The organism is Chitinophaga sp. GbtcB8 (assembly GCF_019091455.1).
Classification (GTDB): Bacteria; Bacteroidota; Bacteroidia; order Chitinophagales; family Chitinophagaceae; genus Chitinophaga.
Map to the genome: position 1 here is coordinate 79691 of NZ_JAGXJN010000035.1, position 22151 is coordinate 101841.

At 46.1% G+C, this 22151-nt stretch carries 20 protein-coding genes and 1 pseudogene; 13 read left to right on the forward strand and 8 right to left on the reverse strand.

Going from position 1 to position 22151, the window contains the following annotated elements; translation table 11 throughout:
• The first annotated feature begins 47 nt into the window (after nt 1-47).
• The 3 genes from KVT36_RS24765 to KVT36_RS24775 all read left to right on the forward strand — a co-directional run bounded on the left by KVT36_RS24765 (nt 48) and on the right by KVT36_RS24775 (nt 3510).
• On the forward strand, nt 48-1142 hold the full coding sequence (locus KVT36_RS24765) for a PKD domain-containing protein (protein ID WP_217606138.1): 1095 nt from the start codon (nt 48-50) through the stop codon (nt 1140-1142).
• 80 nt (nt 1143-1222) lie between these two features.
• Nucleotides 1223-1654: a GPW/gp25 family protein gene (locus KVT36_RS24770; RefSeq protein ID WP_217606139.1), complete on the forward strand. Its 432-nt coding sequence runs from the start codon at nt 1223-1225 to the stop codon at nt 1652-1654.
• A 23-nt stretch (nt 1655-1677) separates the two neighbouring features.
• A complete protein-coding gene (locus tag KVT36_RS24775) occupies nt 1678-3510 on the forward strand; it encodes a type VI secretion system baseplate subunit TssF (RefSeq protein ID WP_217606140.1) in 1833 nt (610 codons plus the stop codon).
• Nucleotides 3511-3515: 5 nt separating this feature from the next.
• Here KVT36_RS24775 and KVT36_RS24780 read toward each other — a convergent pair whose 3' ends face one another.
• The 5 genes from KVT36_RS24780 to KVT36_RS24800 form a co-directional block, all read right to left on the reverse strand.
• Complete coding sequence (locus tag KVT36_RS24780; RefSeq protein WP_217606141.1) at nt 3516-4553, reverse strand: lytic transglycosylase domain-containing protein; 1038 nt, start codon at nt 4551-4553, stop codon at nt 3516-3518.
• A 34-nt stretch (nt 4554-4587) separates the two neighbouring features.
• The gene (locus KVT36_RS24785) at nt 4588-5589 is read right to left on the reverse strand and encodes a hypothetical protein (protein ID WP_217606142.1); all 1002 of its coding nucleotides are present in this window, start codon (nt 5587-5589) and stop codon (nt 4588-4590) included.
• Nucleotides 5590-5598: 9 nt separating this feature from the next.
• Nucleotides 5599-6978 carry a DUF5458 family protein gene (locus KVT36_RS24790; protein ID WP_217606143.1) on the reverse strand — a complete coding sequence of 460 codons (1380 nt, stop codon included), beginning with the start codon at nt 6976-6978 and terminating at the stop codon, nt 5599-5601.
• A gap of 129 nt (nt 6979-7107) precedes the next feature.
• Nucleotides 7108-7557, reverse strand: a complete 450-nt coding sequence (locus KVT36_RS24795) for a hypothetical protein (protein ID WP_089913035.1) — start codon at nt 7555-7557, stop codon at nt 7108-7110.
• Between the two features lie 202 nt (nt 7558-7759).
• Complete coding sequence (locus tag KVT36_RS24800; RefSeq protein WP_217606144.1) at nt 7760-10225, reverse strand: AAA family ATPase; 2466 nt, start codon at nt 10223-10225, stop codon at nt 7760-7762.
• 879 nt (nt 10226-11104) lie between these two features.
• Between KVT36_RS24800 and tssD the strand changes: the two genes are divergently transcribed.
• The 9 genes from tssD to KVT36_RS24845 all read left to right on the forward strand — a co-directional run bounded on the left by tssD (nt 11105) and on the right by KVT36_RS24845 (nt 18726).
• On the forward strand, nt 11105-11494 hold the full coding sequence (gene tssD / locus KVT36_RS24805) for a type VI secretion system tube protein TssD (RefSeq protein WP_089913042.1): 390 nt from the start codon (nt 11105-11107) through the stop codon (nt 11492-11494).
• A gap of 104 nt (nt 11495-11598) precedes the next feature.
• Nucleotides 11599-12294 (forward strand): hypothetical protein, encoded by a 696-nt coding sequence (locus KVT36_RS24810; protein ID WP_217606145.1) that lies wholly within the window; start codon nt 11599-11601, stop codon nt 12292-12294.
• Nucleotides 12284-12841, forward strand: coding sequence for a hypothetical protein (locus KVT36_RS24815; protein ID WP_217606146.1), 558 nt, complete (start codon nt 12284-12286; stop codon nt 12839-12841). Before KVT36_RS24810 ends, KVT36_RS24815 begins: the two co-directional genes overlap by 11 nt.
• Before the next feature lie 3 nt (nt 12842-12844).
• Nucleotides 12845-13810: a hypothetical protein gene (locus tag KVT36_RS24820; RefSeq protein WP_217606147.1), complete on the forward strand. Its 966-nt coding sequence runs from the start codon at nt 12845-12847 to the stop codon at nt 13808-13810.
• 37 nt (nt 13811-13847) lie between these two features.
• Nucleotides 13848-15701 carry a type VI secretion system Vgr family protein gene (locus KVT36_RS24825; RefSeq protein ID WP_217606148.1) on the forward strand — a complete coding sequence of 618 codons (1854 nt, stop codon included), beginning with the start codon at nt 13848-13850 and terminating at the stop codon, nt 15699-15701.
• A 191-nt stretch (nt 15702-15892) separates the two neighbouring features.
• The gene (locus KVT36_RS24830; RefSeq protein ID WP_217606149.1) at nt 15893-16261 is read left to right on the forward strand and encodes a hypothetical protein; all 369 of its coding nucleotides are present in this window, start codon (nt 15893-15895) and stop codon (nt 16259-16261) included.
• Nucleotides 16262-16276: 15 nt separating this feature from the next.
• Nucleotides 16277-17656: a hypothetical protein gene (locus KVT36_RS24835; RefSeq protein WP_217606150.1), complete on the forward strand. Its 1380-nt coding sequence runs from the start codon at nt 16277-16279 to the stop codon at nt 17654-17656.
• A gap of 126 nt (nt 17657-17782) precedes the next feature.
• Entirely contained in the window at nt 17783-18391 is a 609-nt protein-coding gene (locus tag KVT36_RS24840; protein ID WP_217606151.1) for a redoxin domain-containing protein, read from the forward strand.
• Between the two features lie 65 nt (nt 18392-18456).
• Nucleotides 18457-18726 (forward strand): hypothetical protein, encoded by a 270-nt coding sequence (locus tag KVT36_RS24845; RefSeq protein ID WP_217606152.1) that lies wholly within the window; start codon nt 18457-18459, stop codon nt 18724-18726.
• Nucleotides 18727-18735: 9 nt separating this feature from the next.
• On the opposite strand, the gene KVT36_RS24850 is transcribed toward KVT36_RS24845, so the two are convergent.
• Nucleotides 18736-19995, reverse strand: a complete 1260-nt coding sequence (locus KVT36_RS24850) for a PmoA family protein (protein ID WP_217606153.1) — start codon at nt 19993-19995, stop codon at nt 18736-18738.
• A 131-nt stretch (nt 19996-20126) separates the two neighbouring features.
• On the opposite strand from KVT36_RS24850, the gene KVT36_RS24855 reads away from it, so the two are divergent.
• Nucleotides 20127-20396: a hypothetical protein gene (locus tag KVT36_RS24855; RefSeq protein WP_089913068.1), complete on the forward strand. Its 270-nt coding sequence runs from the start codon at nt 20127-20129 to the stop codon at nt 20394-20396.
• An 83-nt stretch (nt 20397-20479) separates the two neighbouring features.
• Here the strand turns inward: KVT36_RS24855 and KVT36_RS24860 are convergent, their stop codons facing one another.
• Nucleotides 20480-21499, reverse strand: a complete 1020-nt coding sequence (locus tag KVT36_RS24860) for a dipeptide epimerase (RefSeq protein ID WP_217606154.1) — start codon at nt 21497-21499, stop codon at nt 20480-20482.
• A 220-nt stretch (nt 21500-21719) separates the two neighbouring features.
• Nucleotides 21720-22079 (reverse strand): annotated as a pseudogene (locus tag KVT36_RS24865) (Hsp70 family protein); the annotation flags it as partial.
• Nucleotides 22080-22151 lie beyond the last annotated feature (72 nt).

The following is a 22151-nucleotide window of genomic DNA, read 5'->3' on the forward strand; positions in this document are numbered from 1 at the left end:
TACGCACTATTATTTTAATGGCAATTTATCTAAAAAATTATTTAAAATTGCAAAAACGTGAAAAACCGATGGCCCCCCAAAGATCACATAATGATAGAAATGAAAGGAAAGTTAATTCGGTAAGACCCTTCAGCAGTATCACCAGCCACATTGACCCGATGGTGCTGTACACATTCCTGGCCTTGCTGACGATTAGCGTAGTTATCCTGGCTTTTAAAGCCGGTAACCGGCAGGACTGCAGTATGGTGAGCATGGCTTTCAGCAGCCGGCAGCATGGTGTAAATACTTCGTTTACAGTAGGAGAAGTTATTACTTTTAAAGCTAATAATACAGGCAGCGCACCTGCCAGCGGATATACATGGCATTTCAGCGACAGCAGCGTGCAGCAGCAGGGACAACAGGTATACCATGCCTTTAACAAGGCCGGTAGTTTTATAGTAACCCTGCAAGCAGGCAAATGCAGCTGGAACCAGGAGGTACAGGTAATTAATCCTATACCGCTCACTACCAGCACACCTGCTGCCGATGTATTCCCCGTAATTGACGGGCCCACAGAGGCTTTTGTAGGCCGCCCTGTAACCTTCAGCAACAGCACTCCCGGCGCTAAAAGCTGGGAATGGCGCTTACAGCAGCCTAATGCAGAAACGCATAATGAGCGCTCACATACTTATGTATTCAGCAGCCCCGGCGACCGTATTGTAACCCTGGTGGTGAATGGCGATGACAGCCGTATGGTGAAGAAACGTGTGAACGTATTCCCGGCGCCAACAGAGCACCGCAATGTTGATCCGTTTGTACCACCACCCTTCCCGGTACCGGAAACCAAACCGGAGGTTGTACCCGCAGCGCCTGAAAAGCCTAAAGCGCCTGCTATTTCTGATGAAGAGTTCCGGAGCATGCTAACCCAGCTAAGCAACAAACAAAAAGGCATACAGGACTTTGCACCTTATTTATGTAATAACCTGAATGCCCGCGTGCTGCTGAATGATAAGGATGTGAAGACCTTCTCCCAGTTCTGCGATGCCATACGTGGTAAAAAACGTATCAAGATAGAAATGGTGAACCTGATCAAAGATCCGGATGGCTGTGTAAAAGAGATCCGTGTACGCTACGATAAGAAAGGCTTCCTCGGTATCTTCTAATCTGCGATTTACGATTTTAGATTTAATGGAAGTAAGCCGCTTCAATCAAATCTAAAATCGTAGATCTGAAATCTAAAATAATGAATGGACAATACTATAAGCTACCGCTGAAACTCTCCACCATCCTGGAAAAGAAGGATATGGCGGTATGCAACCTGGAAGAATCCGTATCACAGCACATACACCTGCTGATCACGACTGTGCTGGGTGAGAATAAAGATGATCCGAACTACGGCTGCCAGTTATGGGAATCTGACTTTGACATTAAAGCCTCCAATAATGAAGTAAAAGAACAGGTAGAGATTGCCGTGCGCACCTCTATTGTGAAATATGAAAAAAGGCTTTCGCAAATAAGGGTAACAGCCATAGTCAGCCAGGAAGAGCTGAACATGGCGGCCGGCCGCAAGGTGAAGAAAAAAATAAAGGTGAGCGTAAACGGTACTTTGGCCAAGAATAATAACCCGTTCCACTACAGCAGCTACTTCTATGTAAGCCCCCTATCTTTTGATTAATATAAGAGACAAAAGCAGCAACCATGAAAGAGCAAAAAGAACGTATCAAAGACCGTATGTTAAAAACGGCTGCAAGATTATGGGGCTACCCGGATGCGGAAGTAGAAACTTCTTTTGACCCGGTTGTACAGCTGCTGCTGGAAGCCTGCGCCAGTGAGCTGGAAAAAATATCCAATGAGGTAGATGTGTCGCATGCACGGCTGGTAGAGCGTTTGGCGCAGATCATGATGCCGGAGCCTATTACCACCAGTCAGCCTGCTTATGGCATTTTACATGCCACCAGTAATGAGCCGGCCACCAATATTACACCTGATCATCAGTTCTTTTATACGCATAAGACCGGCGGTAACAATAAAGATCTTTTCTTTAGCCCGCTCAGCAACCACCGCCTGTTCCGCGGGCATATCCGTTACATGGCCGTTGGCAGCAAGCTGTATGAAAGCAGGGAATTCTGGTTTAAAGAACAGGTATTACAAGGAACATTACCTAAAGATGCAGCGCCTAACCACTTATGGCTGGGACTGGCCATGGATACGCTGCCGGACAATTTTAACGGGCTCTCCTTTTTCTTTGACCTGCGCAATGTACACCAGCAGGAAATGTTTTACCACTACCTGCCCCTGGCCCGTTTTTTTGCGGGCGATGCAGAGCTGACGGTGAATGGTGGTTACCACTACAGCCGCAATGAAAAAGAAGAAACCGTAAATGCCATGCTGGACCTTGCATTTGATACCAGCGCGCGTTACAGCCGCGAAGTGCTGCAACGGTACCGCCGCAATTTCCTGACGGTAAATACTAATTTCATCCCTGCAAAACAACGCATTGTACCGCTTTTGCTGCAGCTGATATTTGGAAAGGAAGCTACTTCCGTAATAGATCCCAACACTTTCTGGATAAGGATAGAATTCCCGGAAACTGTGCACCACTCTTTGCTGGAGGACCTGTATTGCAGCATTAACTGCTTACCGGTTATTAACCGTAAGGTAAATGAGCAATCGCTGAAGCTGAACCGCTACCTGAATATTATTCCCCTGCATACACCGGATATTTTCTTTGATGTAAAAAAGGTGTACGACCTGGGCGGAGCCAATTATCATATACGCAATTTTACCACTGCCGGCGAAATGCAGGAAGGCGACCTGGTTGTGCGCAGCAGCGGCATTGGGCGTTTTGATTCCCGCGAAGCCAAGGAAATTATAGCTTACCTGATTGAAGTGATCCGGGACGAAAGCTCCCTGTTTGAAGAAGTGAAGAATGATTATGTAGCCGGCCGCATGCGGGAGCTGCACCAGCTGATAGCCTCCCTGGAAGAGCAATTGCAGCCCAGCCGCAATAAGGGCAACATTCCTTACCTGATGGTAAAACCAAGAGAAAGCGCAGAATATTTGTTTGTAGAGTTTTATACCACCAATGGTACCCTGGCCAACAACATACGCATGGGCAGCCACTTACAGGAGTATGGCAGCATACAGATGCACCCTAACAGCATTACGCTGGTTACTAATACACAGGGCGGTAAAGACCGCTTAAATATTGATGAAAAGATTAACCAGTACCGCTACCACTTACTTACCCACGACCGTATTGTTACACCGGAAGATATTAAAGCGCTGTGCAAACATATTATGGGTAAAGAGCTAAGCATGGTAACCGTTAGCAAGGGCACTGCCATGGCGCCCGGTACCACAGCGGGTTACAGCCGGAGCATTGATATACGTATTACCCTGGTAAAACCGGTGAATACTTATTCTGATGGCAGCTTAACTTATCTGAAAGATGAGCTGATGATGCAGCTGCGGGAGCGCTCTCCGAATAATTATCCGTACAGGATATTTATGAATGAAACACTTGCGTGAGTGAATTATGAACTTTTCCCCACCAGCATAACGGTGCCGCCCTCTTTCAGCTGTTTGAGCGGTACGCCTTTTTTGCCTTCGTTATCGCATAATACCAGGGTATTGCCAAAGCCAAGATCTACGTAAATACGGTTACTTACTACCCATCCCCTGCCGGAAATACTGGTGTTCTTACTGATGTACACTCCTTCTGCCTGCAGGTCATCCAGCAGCTCTATGCTTACCAGCTGGCCATCGGTGAAGCTGGCGCTGTTCTGCAGTTTGGCGTTGTACACCATCACGGGAGTTTGCCGTACATTCTTACCTATAGTAATGCGGATGCTTTTAAATTCCTTATCGTTCTCCAGCTGTGGGCTGGCGGCAAATACAGAACCATTGCTGGAGCTTTTACTGAACACATTATATCCAAAACCGCCCAGGTATAGCTCCGGGCTTTCAAACAATTGTTTTACAGCAATGATCTTGTAAATGTACTGGGCTGTTTCATTGTTCAGCATTAACTGGTAATAATCGCGGCTGCCCTGTTTTTTTACGTTGCGCGATATATTACCGCCACCGGCATTATAGGCGGCAGCTACCAGCGTCCAGGATTGCAGCTGGGCATACAGCTTACGGATCAGCACACAGGCAGCCTGTGTGGATTTTAAAAGATGGTTACGCTCATCATACCCGTTGCTTACCTGCAGCCCCAGCTCCGCTGCCGTACCGGGCATTAGCTGCCACACGCCCTGCGCGCCTACCGGCGAGGTGGCATTGGTAAAACCGCTTTCCACTACCGGCAGGTATTTAAAATCTTCAGGAATGTTGTATTGTTTCAGGATGGGCACTATCAGGGGAAAGTACTGCTCTGACTTGGCTTTGAGCAGGGGTAGAAAGTTCTGGTGGCGCAAATGCCATTTTATCACGTCCATCAAACGGTTGGATACAAAGTCGCGTTCTAATGGTACCGCCTCTCCGCAAAAATCCACCATTTGCCCGCGGCTGCTCAAAAAACAGCCGCAGAAAAAGCTAACGAACAATATGGATCTTAAATAGTTGATCATGAATAATTGTTGTTGGTCGATGGACTGTCGCTGGCTACTGCACCATATATCTTGGCAGCGCATCTACCGGGGTGTATAACACCAGCTGGCGGGCATCAGCATTATTTTGCAGTACTATGATCACTTCATCACTCTTCTTCAATGCGCGGGCAGGTACTACAAATACCAGCTTCTGCTCATCTTTCCTGTTCACCGTAGACGGTGCTTTTTTGTATAATATGGGCATGGTATACAACCGGTTGGCTGCTTTGCTGTCCTTATACATCAGGGTGGCTTTCACCAGGTTATAAGGCTGCTGCGAGCGGTTGCGCAGGTGGTAGCATAAATAAATAAGGTTGTTCAGCGTCATAGCGTTGGAATAGCTAAGCGTAACACCATCTATTTTAGTTTCATGCTGGTGGCCTGCTTTCTGTTGTTTTCCAAAATCATCCGCCACTTTGCTTACGGTTACAGTATCAATATTCACGGTGGCGGCAGCGGTTCCTTCATCTTCTGTTACTACGGGTACAGGCTTTCCATCACTGCCTTTTACGATGGTTGCTTCCGGGGTGGCAGCGGGGTTGGTGGCGGCGCCTGTTTTGCCTGATAGGGTGTACTTCAGCTGTGCCAGGTCTACCTTATCATGGTAGGCCAGTATCAGGTAATGTACGTTGCTGCCTTCCCTTACGATCAGGTTGGTGGTTCTGGGTGTAGCGGCCGTTGGCCTTATAAACACCAGGTTCCTGTCCACTATCCGGTAATCGTAATCTGCATTTTTTCCATCGCCGATCTGGAAAGTGCTTACCGGTGCGCCACAGCTTATGAGGGTGGCGGCCCCTTTGGTAGTAAGTATTGTATCTATGGAGGACGCGGACTGCGCGCTGGCCCTACTGCTAAAAAGCAGCAGTAAAGCGGCACACATGCCCATTGTCACATGCCCTAATGTAGCCATTCTTTTTTTGATGATTATTAACACAGGTACGGATATATATACAAAGATGCGAATATGCAAACGGTATGCCGGTTTCAGCAATTCCATCCATCTGCATATTCGCATCTGAGTATTTTACTTTTTTTCCTGCTCGTATTCAGTATCCCAGTCATTCCCATCATCTCCCTTATGCCCTTCCATCTTGATCAGGAAGTTCTTGGCCGGGAAATAAGGTTTCAGGTGAATGTCAAGGTGGATGCGGTCTTTCTGGATCGGATCCTGCTCAAAACGGCGGATATTAAAATCTTCTATCAGCTTATCCGGCCCGGTTATGCTGTCCAGGAAGCGGATGATCTGTTTCATCAGATCCTTACGGGTATTAGCATTAAAATTTTCAAACGCACGGCGGTTGAGGAAATCCATCAACACTTTGGTCACGTAGTCGAATACACGTACTACGGAATAGGTTTGCAGGCCAATGTTATCGCCATTGAACAGGGTTTTGGCGCTAAAGGCCATTACCTTGCCATATTCCTTTACCATTGGTACCAGGCCCATTTTTTCCAGGCTGGCTATTTCACTTTTCTTCAGCTCAAACTTCACCCCATCCACCTCGTTCATACCGCCGAATTTTTTACCGGCTGTTACCTGCGACATCAGGGTTTTATATATTTTACCTGCCAGTGATCCGGAAGGCGGTACATACAGGTTATCTTCCTCTCCTACTTCATCGAACTTACCGCGGCCTACCAGCCAGTTACAGGCCATGATCACGTTAGAGCGGTGAATTTCGCCACCGGTAAGATTAGCCTGCTCAAACATTTCCATCACATCATCAGGCGCATCCAGGTGAGAGAAGTCAGTGATCAGCATCACCTTGTTCTCATAGGCTATCTTAGCCCATTTTTCCAGTACCTTGTTAGAACCCAGGTAACCGGGAATAACCAGCAGGCTGTAGTTGCCGCGCAGGTCCAAACGGTCGTAGTTCTGTACCATCTCCTGGTGAATGGCATCAATAAAACGGGTGTTGTCCAGGTCTTTCAGCTGGTCCAGCTCCACGTTAATAAAGGTTACATTCTTTATCTTATCGGATTCTGTGTTCTTAAAGAACAGGGCTACGTTGCGGTAAGATTGTTCCAGCTCTTTGGTGGATTCAATAGCTTCTGCCAGGTTTTTGCTAAGCACCTTTTCAGCTTCTTCCGCATGGTCTGTACAAAAGGTTACCATGTCCCCTACTTCAGAAGTAGCGGACAGTACTTTCTCCCATACCTGCAGGGATTTCTTAAGCTTATCCCGCTCGCCCTTTTTATTGCCTTCTGTAAGGAAAATATTGCGTCTTGCTTTACGATCTGGGTTCAGGTTCTGTGCGCCTTCAATAACGGCTTCCAGCAGGTCGAATGAGCCGTATTTCGCTAACGCGTCAATACTTTGCTCTAACGTTAACTCCTGCTGCTGTGGTGCAGACTGACCAGCAGTTTCAAGATCCTGCTGCTGACTTTTTTGTAACTCTGCCATGGTATTTCAATTACGAATTACGAATTTTCAATTACGAATGATGGTGATTGTTTAATTACAAATATTCAATTACGTTACGGCTTAAGGATCGTTTTGATCCATTCGTAATTCGTAATTGACAATTCGTAATTATTTATTCTTGTCCAGGTCCTTTAACATTCCTCTCACTGCGCCCAGCAAAGCCTGCCGTGCAGCAGGGTCGGCCAGTGCAGCCTTCAGTATCTTGTTTGTTTTCAGGTGTTTCATAATCTTGAGGAACTGTTCTTTTTCAGAATACAGATCATTCAGGAAAGCGCTTTGGCCGGTGATGCCTTTGATCCCAAAATCGCCCAGGTTATGAAACTGCAATGTTTCATTTACACCGGAGCCGTCTGCATCATGAAAAGTAATGGGCACCGTGGGTTTGTAGTGCTCAAACACTTCTTCTACTTTGGTTAACCCCTGTACAATTTCAGGTTTGATCGGGGTTTGCTGGGTTAACTTCTCAGCAAACAATGTACGGTTATGAGATATTTCTATAATGGCCTCATTGGCATCCAGCTTCACCTCATTACCACCAATTCCATAGTTATCGTTCATAATAAAAGATTTTAATATTTGCTATGGTTACTACTTAAATTTAACGATTTATCCGGAAGAACAGAGTGCCCAATTACCAAAATAATCGAGAATCGTCAATTACGGATTGAACACTTCCAGTTTATAGTTACAACTATTTAATCACGATTCACAGATGATTTTGGATTACCCAATTCGTAATTCATAATTGAATAATCCGTAATTACTTAACGTCCCATTGTAATTCTCCTTTATCATCCACATCTAAATTCACCTGCATATTCTTTTGCAGGCTGCCTTCTATGATCATGCGGGAAAGGGGTTTGCGCAGGCGGCTGCGGATCACCTCTTTCAGCGGGCGGGCGCCGTATTGCGGGGAGTACCCCTGCGTGGCCAGCTGCTGCCTTGCGGCATCCGATACATTAAAACCGATCTGCTGCTGCTCCAGCATCTGCAATAAATGTTTCAGGTGAATATCAAAGATCTTCACCACGTTCTCCTGCTGGATAGGCCCGAACGGTACTATCTCCGTTAACCGGCCCAGGAACTCCGGCCTGAAATGACGGGCCATAATTTCCATGAGCTGCTGTGACGGCGGAATAACGCCATCCCGGAAAGATTGCGCAATTACATCGCTTCCTATATTGGAGGTGAAGAGGATCAGTGCATTGGAAAAATCGCCGGTTTTACCCAGGCGGTCATGCAGCTTCCCTTCATCCATGATCTGTAAAAAGATATCGAAAACAGAGGGGTGCGCCTTTTCAATTTCATCAAACAACACCACGGCATAGGGTTGCTGCCGTATCTTGTTCACTAACAATCCGCCTTCTTCATAACCTACATAACCCGGAGGAGCACCATATAATAAGGCTGCAGAATGTTCTTCCTTAAACTCAGACATGTCAAACCGGATCATGCAGCGCTCGTCCTGGAACAAGAAGTCTGCCAGAGATTTTGCAAGTTCTGTTTTACCGGTACCAGTAGGGCCCAGGAAAAAGAAGGAGCCAATGGGCTGTCCCGGGCGGCTTAAGCCGGAGCGGGATTCCAGGATGGCTTCTGCCACGGTTTTGAGGGCATGGTCCTGCCCTACTACACGTTTGCGCAAATGGGCATCCATGTTCACCAGGCGCTCCCGCTCTTCAGACTGGATCTTACCCAGGGGAATGCCGGTGGCTTCTGCAATAATGGTGGCCAGGTCCACAACAGTTACTTCATCCTGGTGGTTGGCAGCCAGCGTTTGCAGCTGCTGCAGCATATCCTGTAAGGTAGCATGCAGCTCCTGTGTATCGTCTATTTTATAAAGGTCTTTTTGATTGTGTAAGCGGCTGGTGAGTAAAGTGCTGAGCCGCTGTGTAAGCTGCTGGTACAGCCATAACAGATCTTGTTTGGCGGTATCTTTAGTTAAATCTGTATCAGTTAATTGCTGCTGCAGCTGCTGTAAGGTTTGCGCGCCGGTATCCTGCAGGGTGCGGATGGCGGCCATGGTACGGTCCAGCAGGTTAATGGCGCTATCCGGCAGGCTGCGCTCTTTCAGGTAACGGCGGGAAAGGCGTATAGCCTCCAGCGTTACATCCGGACTGGTTTTTAAGCGATAGTACTCTTCGTAAGAAGGTATTACGGCCCGTATCATGCGGTCTGCCAGGGCCTCATCAGGCTCGGGCAGGGTAATGGTTTCAAAGCAGTGGCGTAACATGCCATCCGGCTCTATGAGCTTGCGGAAACCTTCCGGTGTACTGCTGCCAATAACAATGATCTCCCCTTTACCCAGGGAAGCCTTCAGAATGTTGGCAATGCCGCCGCTGCCGGAACCCGGCTGCTTATCCAGCAGGGTGTGCAGGTTATCTATAAAAAGTATATGCCTGCCCGTTTGTTTCAGCTGTTGAATGATCTGCAGCAGGCGGTCCTCCAGCTCATTCTTATACGCTGCGCCGGCAATAAAGGCGCCATAGTCCAGCGCATAAATTTCTGTTTGCTGTAAGCTCAGCGGCACCTGTTTTTGTACAATAGCGCGTGCCAGCCCATCTGCAGCGGAGGTTTTACCTACCCCGCCTTCTCCTATAATAAGTATGCTTGACTTTCCTTTACGGGTAAGGATCTCCGTCATTATACGGATCTCCGCGTCACGGCCGATCAGCGCATGTTTTTCTTCCAGGCGCTGCGGATCGGTGAGGCGGTATACATATTTTAATGCTGCGGAGCTTACGGGTGTACCGGCCTGACCGTTCACCGTAAACAGCTGTTTCGTTTTGCCGTTATTGTTATACCGGGCAAGCAGCTGATCTCTTGTAAAGGGGAATGTTTTCAGCTGCTCAAAAGAAAAACCTACACCGGGTGTGCTGAGTGCTATCAGCAGGCTCCAGGCATCTGCGGCATCCAGGTTCTGCTCCAGGCGGATGGAATCTGCCTCCTGGAGTACAGCGGCGGCCTGGACATCATCTTCCGGTTCATCCGGCAGGCGCGATGCTTTGGGATGGTTATCCAGCCTTACATCGGCCCACTCTTCCAGGTAATAGATATCTATATCCATGGCCTGTAAGGCAGCGGCAATGCCTACTTCCTTATGCAAACATGCTTTTAATAAATGTGCGGGTGTGTATTGTGCATGGCGGTACTCTTTCGCAATTGCCTGGGCTATGCGTATGGCTGCCTGCACCTCTGGAGTATATGTAGTGTATGTAGCCAGGGTCATTTGGGATGATTCTCGGTTTTTCTAAATGTTCCAGTTCGTATATCCATAGCCTGGGGGCCAATGGTTTGGGTCAAAAAATTATGATACTTGTATCCTATATCGAAGGAATAAAGATACACTTTAAATGTATATAATAAATTTCCTACGCGGTGTAAGGGGCTGTGGTGGCTTGCAAACAACCAATCTCAACCGCACATTACAACAAGTGATTTAGATCATAACCAGTAATAAGCGATTCATAAATAACTATTAATCAGTTTGGTGAATTAACAATTAATAAAATCAATTACTTCAATATTTATTTAATCTTATAATAAATGTACACGTATAACTTTTTATGGAAGCCTGCGGGGTCATGTTAATTTAATACAGGGGGCTTATACAAGTCTGTTGCAAAGGTGCAATAATTTATTACATTCGTGGGCAACATATCTTTATTTCAGAACAATTAAGATACTGTTTGTTAAAAATACCAAAAGCGCGCAAACTATTGCGCAGCCGGCAAACCGTGACACCGTTCATTAAAGGGACCTGTTATTAAATCTGATCTCATTTTAATAATTAACCGCATATGTTGCTGCCTGATAAAGATTGGCAATATTTTGGATAGGCAACAGCAACCGGGAGAATTAATAACAGGCAGGCATTGAAAATGTGTAAGAATACCTATTTTCGTACCTGGAAGTTTGATGAACCTTGAAACTGTTTTAACCCAAATAAAGTGTGCCATGAGAAAAGCCTTACACCCAAAATAAATTGTGCTGTTGCAGCAGTGGTTATTGTTGTACGTTGACCAGGTTAACCGCATCACCAGCCCTGTATTAACAGCATCCACGGTTATTTAGCTTATTCATCTATTATCCAAAAACAATTAACTATATGTCTTTTAAAGCAGTCATGCAATTAGACGGTGAAGAAATCAACGTACTGGATTGTCAGTTTTCCTTTGCACAAGGTATAGATCATAATGGTAAACCTGCCTCCCGGCCTACCGGCGGACAGATCACCGTAACCCTGGAATCCGATGGCAGCACTGACCTGTTTGAATGGATGATCTCCAACACAAAAACCAAGAGCGGCAGCATTGTATTTTACCGCCGTGATGCTTTATCCAAGCTCAAAGAGTTAAAGTTCTCCGATGCTTATTGCGTAAATTATGAAGAACGCTTCCAGGCCAGCGGCGACCACCCCATGCAGGTACAGATCACTATTTCAGCAAAGGAAGTGAAGTTGAACAGCAGCTCTTTTCAGAATCCGTGGCCGGTGTAGGGGCGCAGAGCAACCCTTTTACTTCATTAAATTAATTGCAGACTATGTGTTGCAGCAGCCTTTATTGCAGATGTAATTTCTTCCAAAATAAGCCTCAGCTTAAAATGGCAGACGTGTTGGCTCATCCCTGGTGGGCCAAACCGGAGGCGCAGTTTAATCCGTTCTGGCAAAGCATACATCCGGTTCGGCAAACTTATTTGTTTGGGCCGTGTACCTGTGATATTGATGCCAAAGTGGTATACCTGACTGTAGATCAGTTAAAAGATATTGCCAAAGGCGCCACCTTTAGCAACATCCTCAAACATGTGGATCCGCTGAATGCTGCTATGCACAAGTATCAGATCAGGACACCTTTACGTATTGCACATTTTATAGCACAGGTAGCGCATGAAAGCGGGCGTTTTATTTATACCCGCGAAATTGCCAGTGGGGCTGCATATGAAGGCCGTAAAGATCTGGGGAATACACAAAAAGGTGATGGCAAAAGGTTTCGTGGCAGAGGTTTGATCCAGATCACCGGCCGGGCAAACTATACAAAATATGGTACCTACGTGGGCAAGAGCTTTACAGATGATACCACTGCAGTACAGCTGGAACAGGAGCCCTGGGCAAGTGATTCTGCCGGATGGTTCTGGCATGTATATAAAAAGCTCAGTCCCCTTGCAGATGCGGATAACCTGCTGGAAATTACGCGGCGGATCAATGGTGGTTATAACGGCCTGGCAGACCGGCGCAGTATGCTCGCCAGAGCTAAAGCGGTATTGAACATTCATCAAAAGGTGCAGGAAGTTGGCAAATAGATCACATCATATTCCATTTATACTCACTTGCTTTTGCTTATTGCTTTATCAGGTAGTAACTGGTTGTAACAGCAATAGCAACACATCCGTCCCTGGGCACAATAATGACAGTGACAAAACAATTGCCCCATCTGCTGATACTATCACACAAAAACATGCAGCTGCAACAGATCAGCAAGGACTGGATGAATTTGTGGGTACATATACCTCTATTTGCAAGGGAGATAAAAATATTTATTTAACACTGGACATAACAAAGTCTGGTACTGAATACAACGTAATATTAAAAAGTTTTCCGGGGAACTATACACTGGTAACCGGTCCTCTGAAGCCTGATAATACAAACTTTGACCCACAGTTAAATGTTTGGGCTATTACAGATAACAAGAATTACACTTATGGGTTTGTATTCAATAAAAAGTATCTCGCAGAACTTTTCTCTGGGTGCTTAGTACTGGATAATGTAGACTACAAACCCACCATTAATAAATGTTTTATAGCAGACAAACAGGATAACATTGTCTTTTGCAAAAGCAAAAAGAAATAAACAATGCAGGTGCTGAAACAACATACGGCCCATACAAAAAAACACCGTTACAGGAGCTTGATCTTGGTAATGCTTGCATTGAATTACTTCTCCACTTACTGCGCAGGTAATGAATTAAATAATAAAAAGTCTGCTGATAATACCCAGGTGTTGCCTACAGTCAGTACGGCTCAATCTGTTGTCGCTACGGGCAATTCCGGTAACATTGCTGATTTTATAGGCAGCTTTCACGCGAATTGTGAAAATGCCACTGGTACTTATCTACAATTAGTACTTTCCAAAAAAGCAGCCGCTTATTTTATACAATTAAGCAAACACCCATCAGATGAAATTATTGTAGCAGGCACGCTAAAACCGGATTCTGCTTATTTTCTAAAGGAAGCAAATGTCTGGTCTGTGCAGGATAACCAGGGAAAACGTTATGCTTTTATATTTAATAAACGCGAGCAGGAACCTTGTGCACATGAAAACTGTCCGGGTTACATTACATTGATCAACCTGGATTATAAAAATATATTGGGTGACAATTGTTTTAATAAACGAGATTATCTCTTTTTTACAAGCACTACTGCAAAACTTAATCCCCCACCAGTACGCAAGGGTAGTTATACCAAGGAGGTAGCGGCCTTACATCAGTATATTGGTAGTTATGAACTGGATAGCTTGGAAAACGCTGGCAAGGACTGCAAAGGATATTTATCATTAACGCAAAAGAACAAAGCATATCATTTACAGCTGCGTTTCCCTAAACTTTCACTTGCTGTAAGCGGTTTGCTGCAGCGGGATACCGTAAATTTTGATCCTGACTTTAATATATGGTCACTAAAAGACAAACAAAAACAGGTATATGCCTTTCAGTTTATGGCGGATCAGCCAAAACAGATCATTTTACTCAATGAGGATGCTAAGCTAATATTTGAAAGGACTTGTGTAGTAGGGAAAACAATACTTTTTACGAGGATAAATTAACATTCAACTAATTTCTTTGATCCAATAAATTATTTATATGGCACTTCAAACGCGCACCCAGATCAGCATCAGCGGACAGTCTGAAACGGCAATCAAAGATTTTCACCGCTTACAGCTTACGCAAAGCGTAAACGGCCATCATTACTTTGAGCTGGTGGTTGATCCTGCCAGTTTGTTTGGTAAGGATAACGATGCCATTTCCAAAACAAAATCACTTATTGGTCAGCCCATCAATATCAGCATAGAACAGGATTTTTCAGGTAAAGGCGGTAACCCGCTTCTGTTCAAAGGCATTGTAACCAACATTGCCACCGGCAAAAGAGGGGGCATTGCCCAGGCAGAGTGTATCATACGTGGTTACAGCCCTACCATTCTTCTGGATGATGATCCGCATATTGAAGCATATGAAGAGAAAACACTGGCGGATATTGCTAATAACCTGCTGGGACAATATGGCCGTTCGGGGATGAAGAACAATGTAAAACCGGTACATACCAACCCTATCCCCTACATTGTACAATATAAGGAAAACACTTACCGCTTTCTACAACGCCTGGCCAACCGCTTTGGCGAATGGTTTTATTACAACGGCACAGAGCTGGTGTTTGGGCAATCATCAGCAGGCAACTCCTTATTATTAAAATACGGAGTAGACCTTTCCTCTTATTCAATTGAGCTGAACACCGTACCTACCAACAGCCGTTATGTTGGCTTGGATTATTACAAAGACAGCCTGGTAGAAAACAGTACGAATGCACATAGTATTAACGGAAACGATTATACGCAGCACCTGACTAAAGTGAGTGATTCTTTATTTGCCAAACAGGCTACTTATAAGATCAATGAAGCTTTAGGCCGGCAATCTGATAAAGAGATTGAATACATCACCAAGTTGTCCAAGAAAAACAAAGTGGCTGGCATGGTGCAGTTAAAAGGTTATAGCGACAATACGGGTTTACAGGTTGGTAATACTGTAGAAGTACAGGAAGCCTTTTTGCAGGACCAGAACCGCGGCAAATATGTAGTAACTGCTGTAACACATTATTGTACCGGCAACGGCAATTATGAAAATGAATTTAACGCTATCCCGGAAGAAGTGGCAGCGCCGCTGGTACGGATGGATAACCATCCTTTCTGTGAAGCACAATCTGCTACGGTACTGGAAAATAATGACCCGGAAGGGCTGGGACGTATCAGGGCCCGTTTCCGCTGGCAGCAAACCGGTCAAACACCCTGGATCCGCGTAATATCCGCATCCGGCGGAGGCGATAAAGGCCTTTTTATAATACCTGAAAAAGGTGAGGAAGTAATTATAGATTTTGAAGGCGGTAACCCTGAGCTACCTTTTGTAATAGGTACCACTTATAATGGGAAAGCCAAGAGTAGCTTTGGTAATTCCGGTAATGATGTAAAAGCGCTAAAAACCCGCAGTGGCAACATTATTAAGCTGGACGACGCTACCGGCAGTATCTCTGTTACCGATAAAAACGGCAGTACAATGGCCATGGATGGTTCCGGTAATATTACCGTGCAATCTCAAACACTGGTAACTGTAAAAACGGATGATAAGATCGTGGTGGATGCACCGAACAAAATAGAGTTTCTTTCAAAAGAAATACATATCAAAGGCACTGAAAAAGTGGTCATAGGAGAAGGTGCGGCCAAAATAACGGTGGATAATACTGCTAATAAAATTACATCTGCTGCTGATATGATCAAGGCTACAGCCGATACGCTTCATGAACTGCTCTGTAGCGCTAATATGAAGCTAACTGCAGATCATTGTGAAGCAAAAGGTAATACCAAAATGGACATTACCAGTACCGCTATAAAAATGGCCGGCAGCGCAACAGCTGATATTAATGGAGGAGCGCTCAATCTTAACTGTTAGTGAACCGGACTTTATTAATAGGGAGCTTTTTACTGTCACTTGCCTGTAATAATAACACAACTGAAAATAACAGTGCAACTGATACAATAAAGGTTGCGGTTGCTGCTAGTCAACCTCCTGCAAATGATACTGCTGCTTTCTGGGCAGGATTTCAGCAAGCGTTGCAGGAAAAAAATGATGATAAGCTGATTATGCTTACTTATTTTCCCCTATCCGGTATAACTCCTTTTCTGGATACCGATAAGCCGGCGCCAGCTGCTGGTGGAGATACGGCGCAATTTATAACTGCCTTGCCTGTTATACTAAACAAAGCGCTTAGAAACCAGGTTCTTATTACACCCTGGGACAGCTTATGGGTAATAACACCTGCGGACTTTGAACAGCAGGTAACGGGTGGCCAAACCTTGCTACCGGTTATTGATCCGGGCACCAATTTGCGCTTATGTTATGCGCAATGGGCAGGAGATGACGGCAAAGAAACAAACCAGGCCCTTGTTTTTGGCAGAGTAAAAGGTGAGTACAAACTTTGCGGCATCACATGGAAAGGAGGCATTTATTAATTTAGAACTGTTAACATGAACGAACACAATCCCATAGCATTTGAGCTGAACAAGATACAACGCGCATGGCTGAAAGAGGTGGCTAAAAACCCGCAGCTGCGCGTAGTGAGGTTGGTTATTAAACCAGAAGAAGCCCGCGTATACGAAGGTTTCTGCAAACTGGAATCGTCGCCACACGGGCAAATGCCGGAAGTGTTTGTAACCCACCTCACCAATTTTGAAGATGAGGATACTTTCAGCGCAGCCATTATAAAAGACTGGCTGGAAACTTTTGATAACAGCGCCGCCCTGATGGAAGAGCTGCAAAAAAGAAATGCTGCTTTTACCTGGAACCCGAAAGCCTACCAACAGGCTTTGGAACACGGCAATGGCCAACCGCTGGATGATACGCTGCTGCGCATGCTGAATGAATTTAAACAGGCCCTGCCCAGGGAGGAAGCGGATAAACAGCTGGTGCTAGCCGTGCTGCCCAGGCAGGTAAGCCACATGCGCGGCCTGAAGAACTGGCTTACCAATATGCTGAAAAAGGGCATACCGGCAGGTATAAAGCTGCTGATGTTTGACCACGTAGGCAACGAACAATTAGCGATCCAGGAACGGCTGTTCCCCGGACAAATGCACTCCATGCATGTACCCCTTGAGCTGCAAAATGCCATACAAAAACTGGCCAAAAGCGGTAACCCCAATGATCCTGAAATAGCGCTGCGCCGCTGTATGTTTGAAATGGGCGATGCATTGAAAGCAAAAGACATTAAACGCCTGCATGAGTGGGGGCAAAAAGCGCTGGACTATACACAAAAAAGTGGCAATAAAGGGTTATTTGCCACCGCGCATATTATGTATGCCGGCATGCTGTTCTACTTTAAACGCGATCCGCAATTACCTGTATTGTTAGAGCGCGGTATGCGCATTTCCAAACAGGGCATGCAGCAGGGCGATGTTGCCTGCCTGCCTTTAATGGTACAGTTTTACGGCTACCATGGCGCCTATGCGCAAATACGCAGGAACTTTGATGAGGCCATTGAATGGTTCATTAAACAGGCTAAGCTGGCCCAGGAGCATCAATTTAACCAGCAGGCTATGAACGGCTGGTACCAGGCAGCAGAGTTATGCCGCCGCAAAAATACCGGCCGTTATTACATGGTGCTGGAAGAGGCCTACCTGGCAGGTTTAAGCCTGCAGGATGAGGAGATCAGCACCTCCGTATATATTTACCTGCTGCGGGATTACTATGATTATGTGCACAATAAAAAGATCCAGGATACTATCCAGAAAATTGATGAAAAAATGGGCCGCCTTTTCGGTGACAACTGGAAAGAGGAAATAGACCGCATCCGCAAAACCCGCGCACCTTTAATGATGCCCCCGCAAACAATGGATATGGAGGAGGCGTAAGCATTGAATTTTAATCCCTGAATCAGCTGCAACCCCATTGCAAAAAATAATTTCCTACTAATCCTGTAGACTAATGGGATTATTCCCTATATTTGCTCCACCAACCAACGTAAAAACATTTAGCTTATGTCTATCACCTACAGATACGCAGATATTCCGCTGGAAACTCTTCCGGAAAGGTTTAACGCCCCTACCCTGCGCCGTAACAAGCTGGCGCCGCTGCACACCGGTGATGTAACTCCTGACTTCAGCCTGCCTGCTGCACAGGTGATCAATGCTGCCGGCCTGCCGGAAGATATCCATGGCCGCTCCCGTCCATTGGTAGTAGCTTTTATCTCTTTCCACTGGAATGGTTATGCTGAAAAACGCCTGCAGGAGCTGCGTGATCTCTATGCTGATATCCAGGTAATGGGTGGTGATCTGCTGGTACTGAGTGATGAGGACAACACTTTCTTTAATATCCTGGCCAATAAACAGCCTGTGCCTTTCCCTGTAGTATGGGACCGCCAGCATAAGATTGCCAGCCAGTTTGGTATTTACTCTACTACTGATCCCATCTGGGACCGCATTTCCGGTGTTAATGAAGATGTGCCTACTCCCGGTATATTTGTGCTGAACCCGAATGGTAAGATCGTGTTTGACAGCATTGATCTGTACTTTGAAAAGAATATACCTGTGCGCGATCTGCTGTCTGCCGTATATACAGCCGGTCATAAAACCGAAAAAGCAGCCTGATAATTTACCTGCGCTACTTTGCTATAGCGGATGAATAGTTATATTTATCCTTCAATCTATAGCGCATGAATAACCCATCCTCTACCCCGCCATCCTCCGGTACTTCCTCCTGGGGCCAGGTTCTTGGATCTGCTGTTGTAGCCGCCATTGGATTTGGTTTTGCCGTTTACCGTTACATACAATTTTCCGGCGCTGCTTCCGGCATCCGTTTAAGCAGGCTGGAAAGGCCTATTTACCGGCTGGCTGGCAAATGGGGCCTTATTGTTATATTCCTGATCATGGGAATATGGGGCGCCTATGCAACGCTGAAACATTTCAGGCAGCTGAAAAAATAACAGCGGCATTTACCGCTTCTCTACCTTTATTACCGGCGGGTGTGCCAGGTCGTCCCAAAGCGCATCTGCTTCTGCTACCGTAATATCATTGTTATACACCAGTATGCGGTACTTTAACGTGTATTCCTTCCCGTAAGTAAGCAGCCAGGGTTTCATTTTAGTGGGGCTAAAGTTCACGAACAGCTCCCCTCTTTCCATATTCTCCGCCCACACCCGAACAGGCTCCGGTGAATCGTAGTTGGCCGGATAAGAGAGCACCAGCATGCCGGCACGGCCCTTACTGGTTTCGCCGGTTACTTTGATCCAGCGGGCACGGGTACTGTCTGCATCCTTACGGGTGCGGCCTTCGGAGGTAAGCACCTGGCTGGTAGCATTGGTCCATTCGGGAGTAGCGCGGAAACCAAAGCCGCCACCATAGCGGTATTGCAGCAGCAATAAAGGGCTTTGCCCCGCACAGCTGTAAATAGAGGTCATATCCCATACACGGCGGCGGCCGCCGGCCAATGCAGGATAGGTACGTATATCCCATACTTCGTTTAAAGCTACTTTTTCGGCACCACCTGTTTTCAATACCACATGCTCCTGCAGCGCTTTAAAACCGCCCCACACCGGGCCCTGTGTTTTGGAAAGAAAACCGGTAAAACGTACGGTGCCCTGTTTCTCTTTCAGGTTCCAGAAATCTACCTGTTTGCCTTCAAACTCTGTATGTGTCCAGGGATTCCAGATGCCCACATGGTGCCAGTGATCTTTGGGATGAATGTTTGTAAGCACCGCCCCGTTAGGCGCCCATAAGGGATGAATAAACCCGCTGCGTTTATAAGCGCTGTCAATACCTGCAGGCGGGTATACCATGGCGTAATTGTATTGTAAAATAGGCTGGCTGCCTTCCTGCAGGCGGATGGTGCCTTCCTGGTCAATGGCCTCTATGGTTGATTTAAAGTTCCAGTGTGCATCTCCTTTCTGCAATTCAAATATGCGCTGGGTATTGGGTGCGCTGGTACCGGAAAGTATCCACCACAGGCGGCGCTGGTAACCTGCTTCTATTTGAAAAGGTACATTAATGCGCTGGGTACCTTTAATTTCTACGAGTGTGAAAAGACTGTCGGCCACCGCCGTTATATCATCCAGCGTAATGGATACAGGCGTATGATCGCGTTTATACTTGCCGGCATCAACTACAATACGGGCAATGGTTTGAGCCTGGGTTGTCATCATAAGACCGGAAAATACAACAGTGAGCAGTATAGTGTAAACAGATAGTTTTTTCATACGTGGGTGTTTGTTCTAGGTCAACGGTTAACGGTAGCGTTTAATCGACATCCATTAAAAATAGGTAATCCCTGCCGCCTAAGCAAGTATAAAATTTGTACCTTAGCACGAAATCCATATCTGCATCATACATGAAAGTACCACCTTCACCTAAACATCCCACAGGCCCGTTACAATTAACAGGCAAGCTGGAGCTCCGTACTTTCTATGCTAATACCAAACGCAGTTTCACAGGCATTTACCTGGTGTCAGATATCGGCACTTTCCTGATACGGCCTGCCAGACAACCGGTAACCGGCACTAATCCGCTGCAGCCTTTATTGGGCAAAATGATCACCGCTACAGGACAGATAAAACATGAAGTATTCCTGGCAGAGCAGCTGAAAGTAGTGGAAGAATAGTACTTACTACATCATATTAATATCAACAAAAAGCCCTGACTGGATAACCAATCAGGGCTTTCTTATACGCAATAATCTATTGATTATTCATTATTAATTAAAAGCGCGCCTGTACCAGGACGGTCGGCGTAAATAATACGGCCGTCTATGATCTGCACACCGGTAGCAGTGTCAGCAGCAAGTAACAGCGGGCCGTCCATATCCACATAATCCAGGTAGGGCAAAAGGTGGGCAACGGCAGATGTGCCAACTGTACTTTCATTCATACTGCCTGTCATCACCTGCATGCCTACACGCTTGGCTTCCGCTATCATGCGGCGGGCCGGTGTAATACCCCCGCACTTGGTAAGCTTAATATTAATACCGTGAAAGTGGCCATGGCATTTGGCTACGTCGGTTTCTACAATACAGCTTTCATCAGCAATAATAGGCAGGGCTGATTGGGCAAATACTTCTTTCATACCCTCCCAGTCTGCGGCGGGCATTGGTTGTTCAATAAACTCTACTCCCAGCTCTTTAAAGGCGGCGGCATTCCGTAAGGTTTCCGCCACGCCCCAGGCGCAGTTGGCATCTACACGGAAAATTGCATCTGTATGTTTACGGAGCTCTTTAATGATGGTAATATCATCCGGGGTACCCAGCTTTATTTTATAGATAGGCCAGGGAAATTCCTGCAGCTTGCGCACCATGTTCTCTACCGTGTCTATACCAATGGTGTAGTCTGTAAGCGGATTATGAGAAATATCCAGCCCCCATACTTCATATAATTTTTTGCCCAGCTTTTTGGCGTACAGGTCGTGCGCAGCAAGGTCCAGGGCGCAAAGGGCAAACATATTATCCTTAAACAGGGGATACAGCTGCTCCCAGAAGGCTTCCGGGGTATCCAGCTGATGGGCTTCAATGAGGCTGCGGTGCGCATTAATGGAATCCATAAGCATGGGCACCGTTATATGATAGTAGCTGTTATCTGCCGTTTCACCCAGGCCGCTGTAACCATCCTGCAACAGCTCCACTACCAGTAATGGCTGCACGTCTTTTGACTTACGGGAAATGGTAAAGGTGTGCCGGAATTTGAGTTCAAAAGGATATAACTTGAGTTGCATGGAACCTAAAATTAAGCAAAAAGCAGAAAGCCGGAGGAATATCGAACGCCGGGTATTGCGATTATTGCATAACTATATGGAAGTCAGCCTAAAACTAAATATTAAAAATCGCGACAATCAGCTTTATGCTTTTTGCTTTCGGCTTTAACCTTAAAAAAAAGCCGACCGTCACAAAATTGCAACGATCGGCTTTCTGCTTTATACTTTCAGCGTTTAGCTTCTATTTCACTTCTTCAAACTCTGCATCAGTTACGCCACCCTGGCCACTGGCATTATCCTGGGCCTGCGGTTGAGGTTCTTCAGCGCCACCATTGGCCTGTGCACCCTGCGTAGCTTTGTACATTTCTTCAGAAGCAGCGGTCCAGGCGGCATTCAGCTCTGCCACACCGGCATCGATCTGTGCTATATCCTGACTTTTCTGCGCTTCTCTCAGCTTATTCAAAGCTGTTTCGATAGTAGTTTTTTTGTCAGCCGGCAGCTTATCACCATATTCCTTCAGCTGTTTTTCTGTCTGGAATACTAAGCTATCGGCCTGGTTGATCTTCTCAACCTTTTCACGCAGCACCTTATCGGAGGCTTCATTGGCTTTAGCTCCGGCCTACATGTTGTCTATCCCCTCTTTGCATAAGCCACCACCAGTTTCGATACGGAT

What these genes read in the sequence shown, in the direction of transcription:
- KVT36_RS24800 (WP_217606144.1), bottom strand. Translation starts at nt 10,225, where the DNA reads ATGACCCTGGCTACATACACTACATATACTCCAGAGGTGCAGGCAGCC.
- KVT36_RS24845 (WP_217606152.1), top strand. Translation starts at nt 18,457, where the DNA reads ATGAATAACCCATCCTCTACCCCGCCATCCTCCGGTACTTCCTCCTGG.
- KVT36_RS24810 (WP_217606145.1), top strand. Translation starts at nt 11,599, where the DNA reads ATGGCAGACGTGTTGGCTCATCCCTGGTGGGCCAAACCGGAGGCGCAG.
- KVT36_RS24780 (WP_217606141.1), bottom strand. Translation starts at nt 4,553, where the DNA reads ATGATCAACTATTTAAGATCCATATTGTTCGTTAGCTTTTTCTGCGGC.
- KVT36_RS24790 (WP_217606143.1), bottom strand. Translation starts at nt 6,978, where the DNA reads ATGGCAGAGTTACAAAAAAGTCAGCAGCAGGATCTTGAAACTGCTGGT.
- KVT36_RS24850 (WP_217606153.1), bottom strand. Translation starts at nt 19,995, where the DNA reads ATGAAAAAACTATCTGTTTACACTATACTGCTCACTGTTGTATTTTCC.
- KVT36_RS24835 (WP_217606150.1), top strand. Translation starts at nt 16,277, where the DNA reads ATGAACGAACACAATCCCATAGCATTTGAGCTGAACAAGATACAACGC.
- KVT36_RS24840 (WP_217606151.1), top strand. Translation starts at nt 17,783, where the DNA reads ATGTCTATCACCTACAGATACGCAGATATTCCGCTGGAAACTCTTCCG.
- KVT36_RS24770 (WP_217606139.1), top strand. Translation starts at nt 1,223, where the DNA reads ATGAATGGACAATACTATAAGCTACCGCTGAAACTCTCCACCATCCTG.
- KVT36_RS24830 (WP_217606149.1), top strand. Translation starts at nt 15,893, where the DNA reads ATGCTTACTTATTTTCCCCTATCCGGTATAACTCCTTTTCTGGATACC.
- KVT36_RS24785 (WP_217606142.1), bottom strand. Translation starts at nt 5,589, where the DNA reads ATGCGAATATGCAGATGGATGGAATTGCTGAAACCGGCATACCGTTTG.
- KVT36_RS24795 (WP_089913035.1), bottom strand. Translation starts at nt 7,557, where the DNA reads ATGAACGATAACTATGGAATTGGTGGTAATGAGGTGAAGCTGGATGCC.
- tssD (WP_089913042.1), top strand. Translation starts at nt 11,105, where the DNA reads ATGTCTTTTAAAGCAGTCATGCAATTAGACGGTGAAGAAATCAACGTA.
- KVT36_RS24860 (WP_217606154.1), bottom strand. Translation starts at nt 21,499, where the DNA reads ATGCAACTCAAGTTATATCCTTTTGAACTCAAATTCCGGCACACCTTT.
- KVT36_RS24855 (WP_089913068.1), top strand. Translation starts at nt 20,127, where the DNA reads ATGAAAGTACCACCTTCACCTAAACATCCCACAGGCCCGTTACAATTA.
- KVT36_RS24820 (WP_217606147.1), top strand. Translation starts at nt 12,845, where the DNA reads ATGCAGGTGCTGAAACAACATACGGCCCATACAAAAAAACACCGTTAC.
- KVT36_RS24825 (WP_217606148.1), top strand. Translation starts at nt 13,848, where the DNA reads ATGGCACTTCAAACGCGCACCCAGATCAGCATCAGCGGACAGTCTGAA.
- KVT36_RS24775 (WP_217606140.1), top strand. Translation starts at nt 1,678, where the DNA reads ATGAAAGAGCAAAAAGAACGTATCAAAGACCGTATGTTAAAAACGGCT.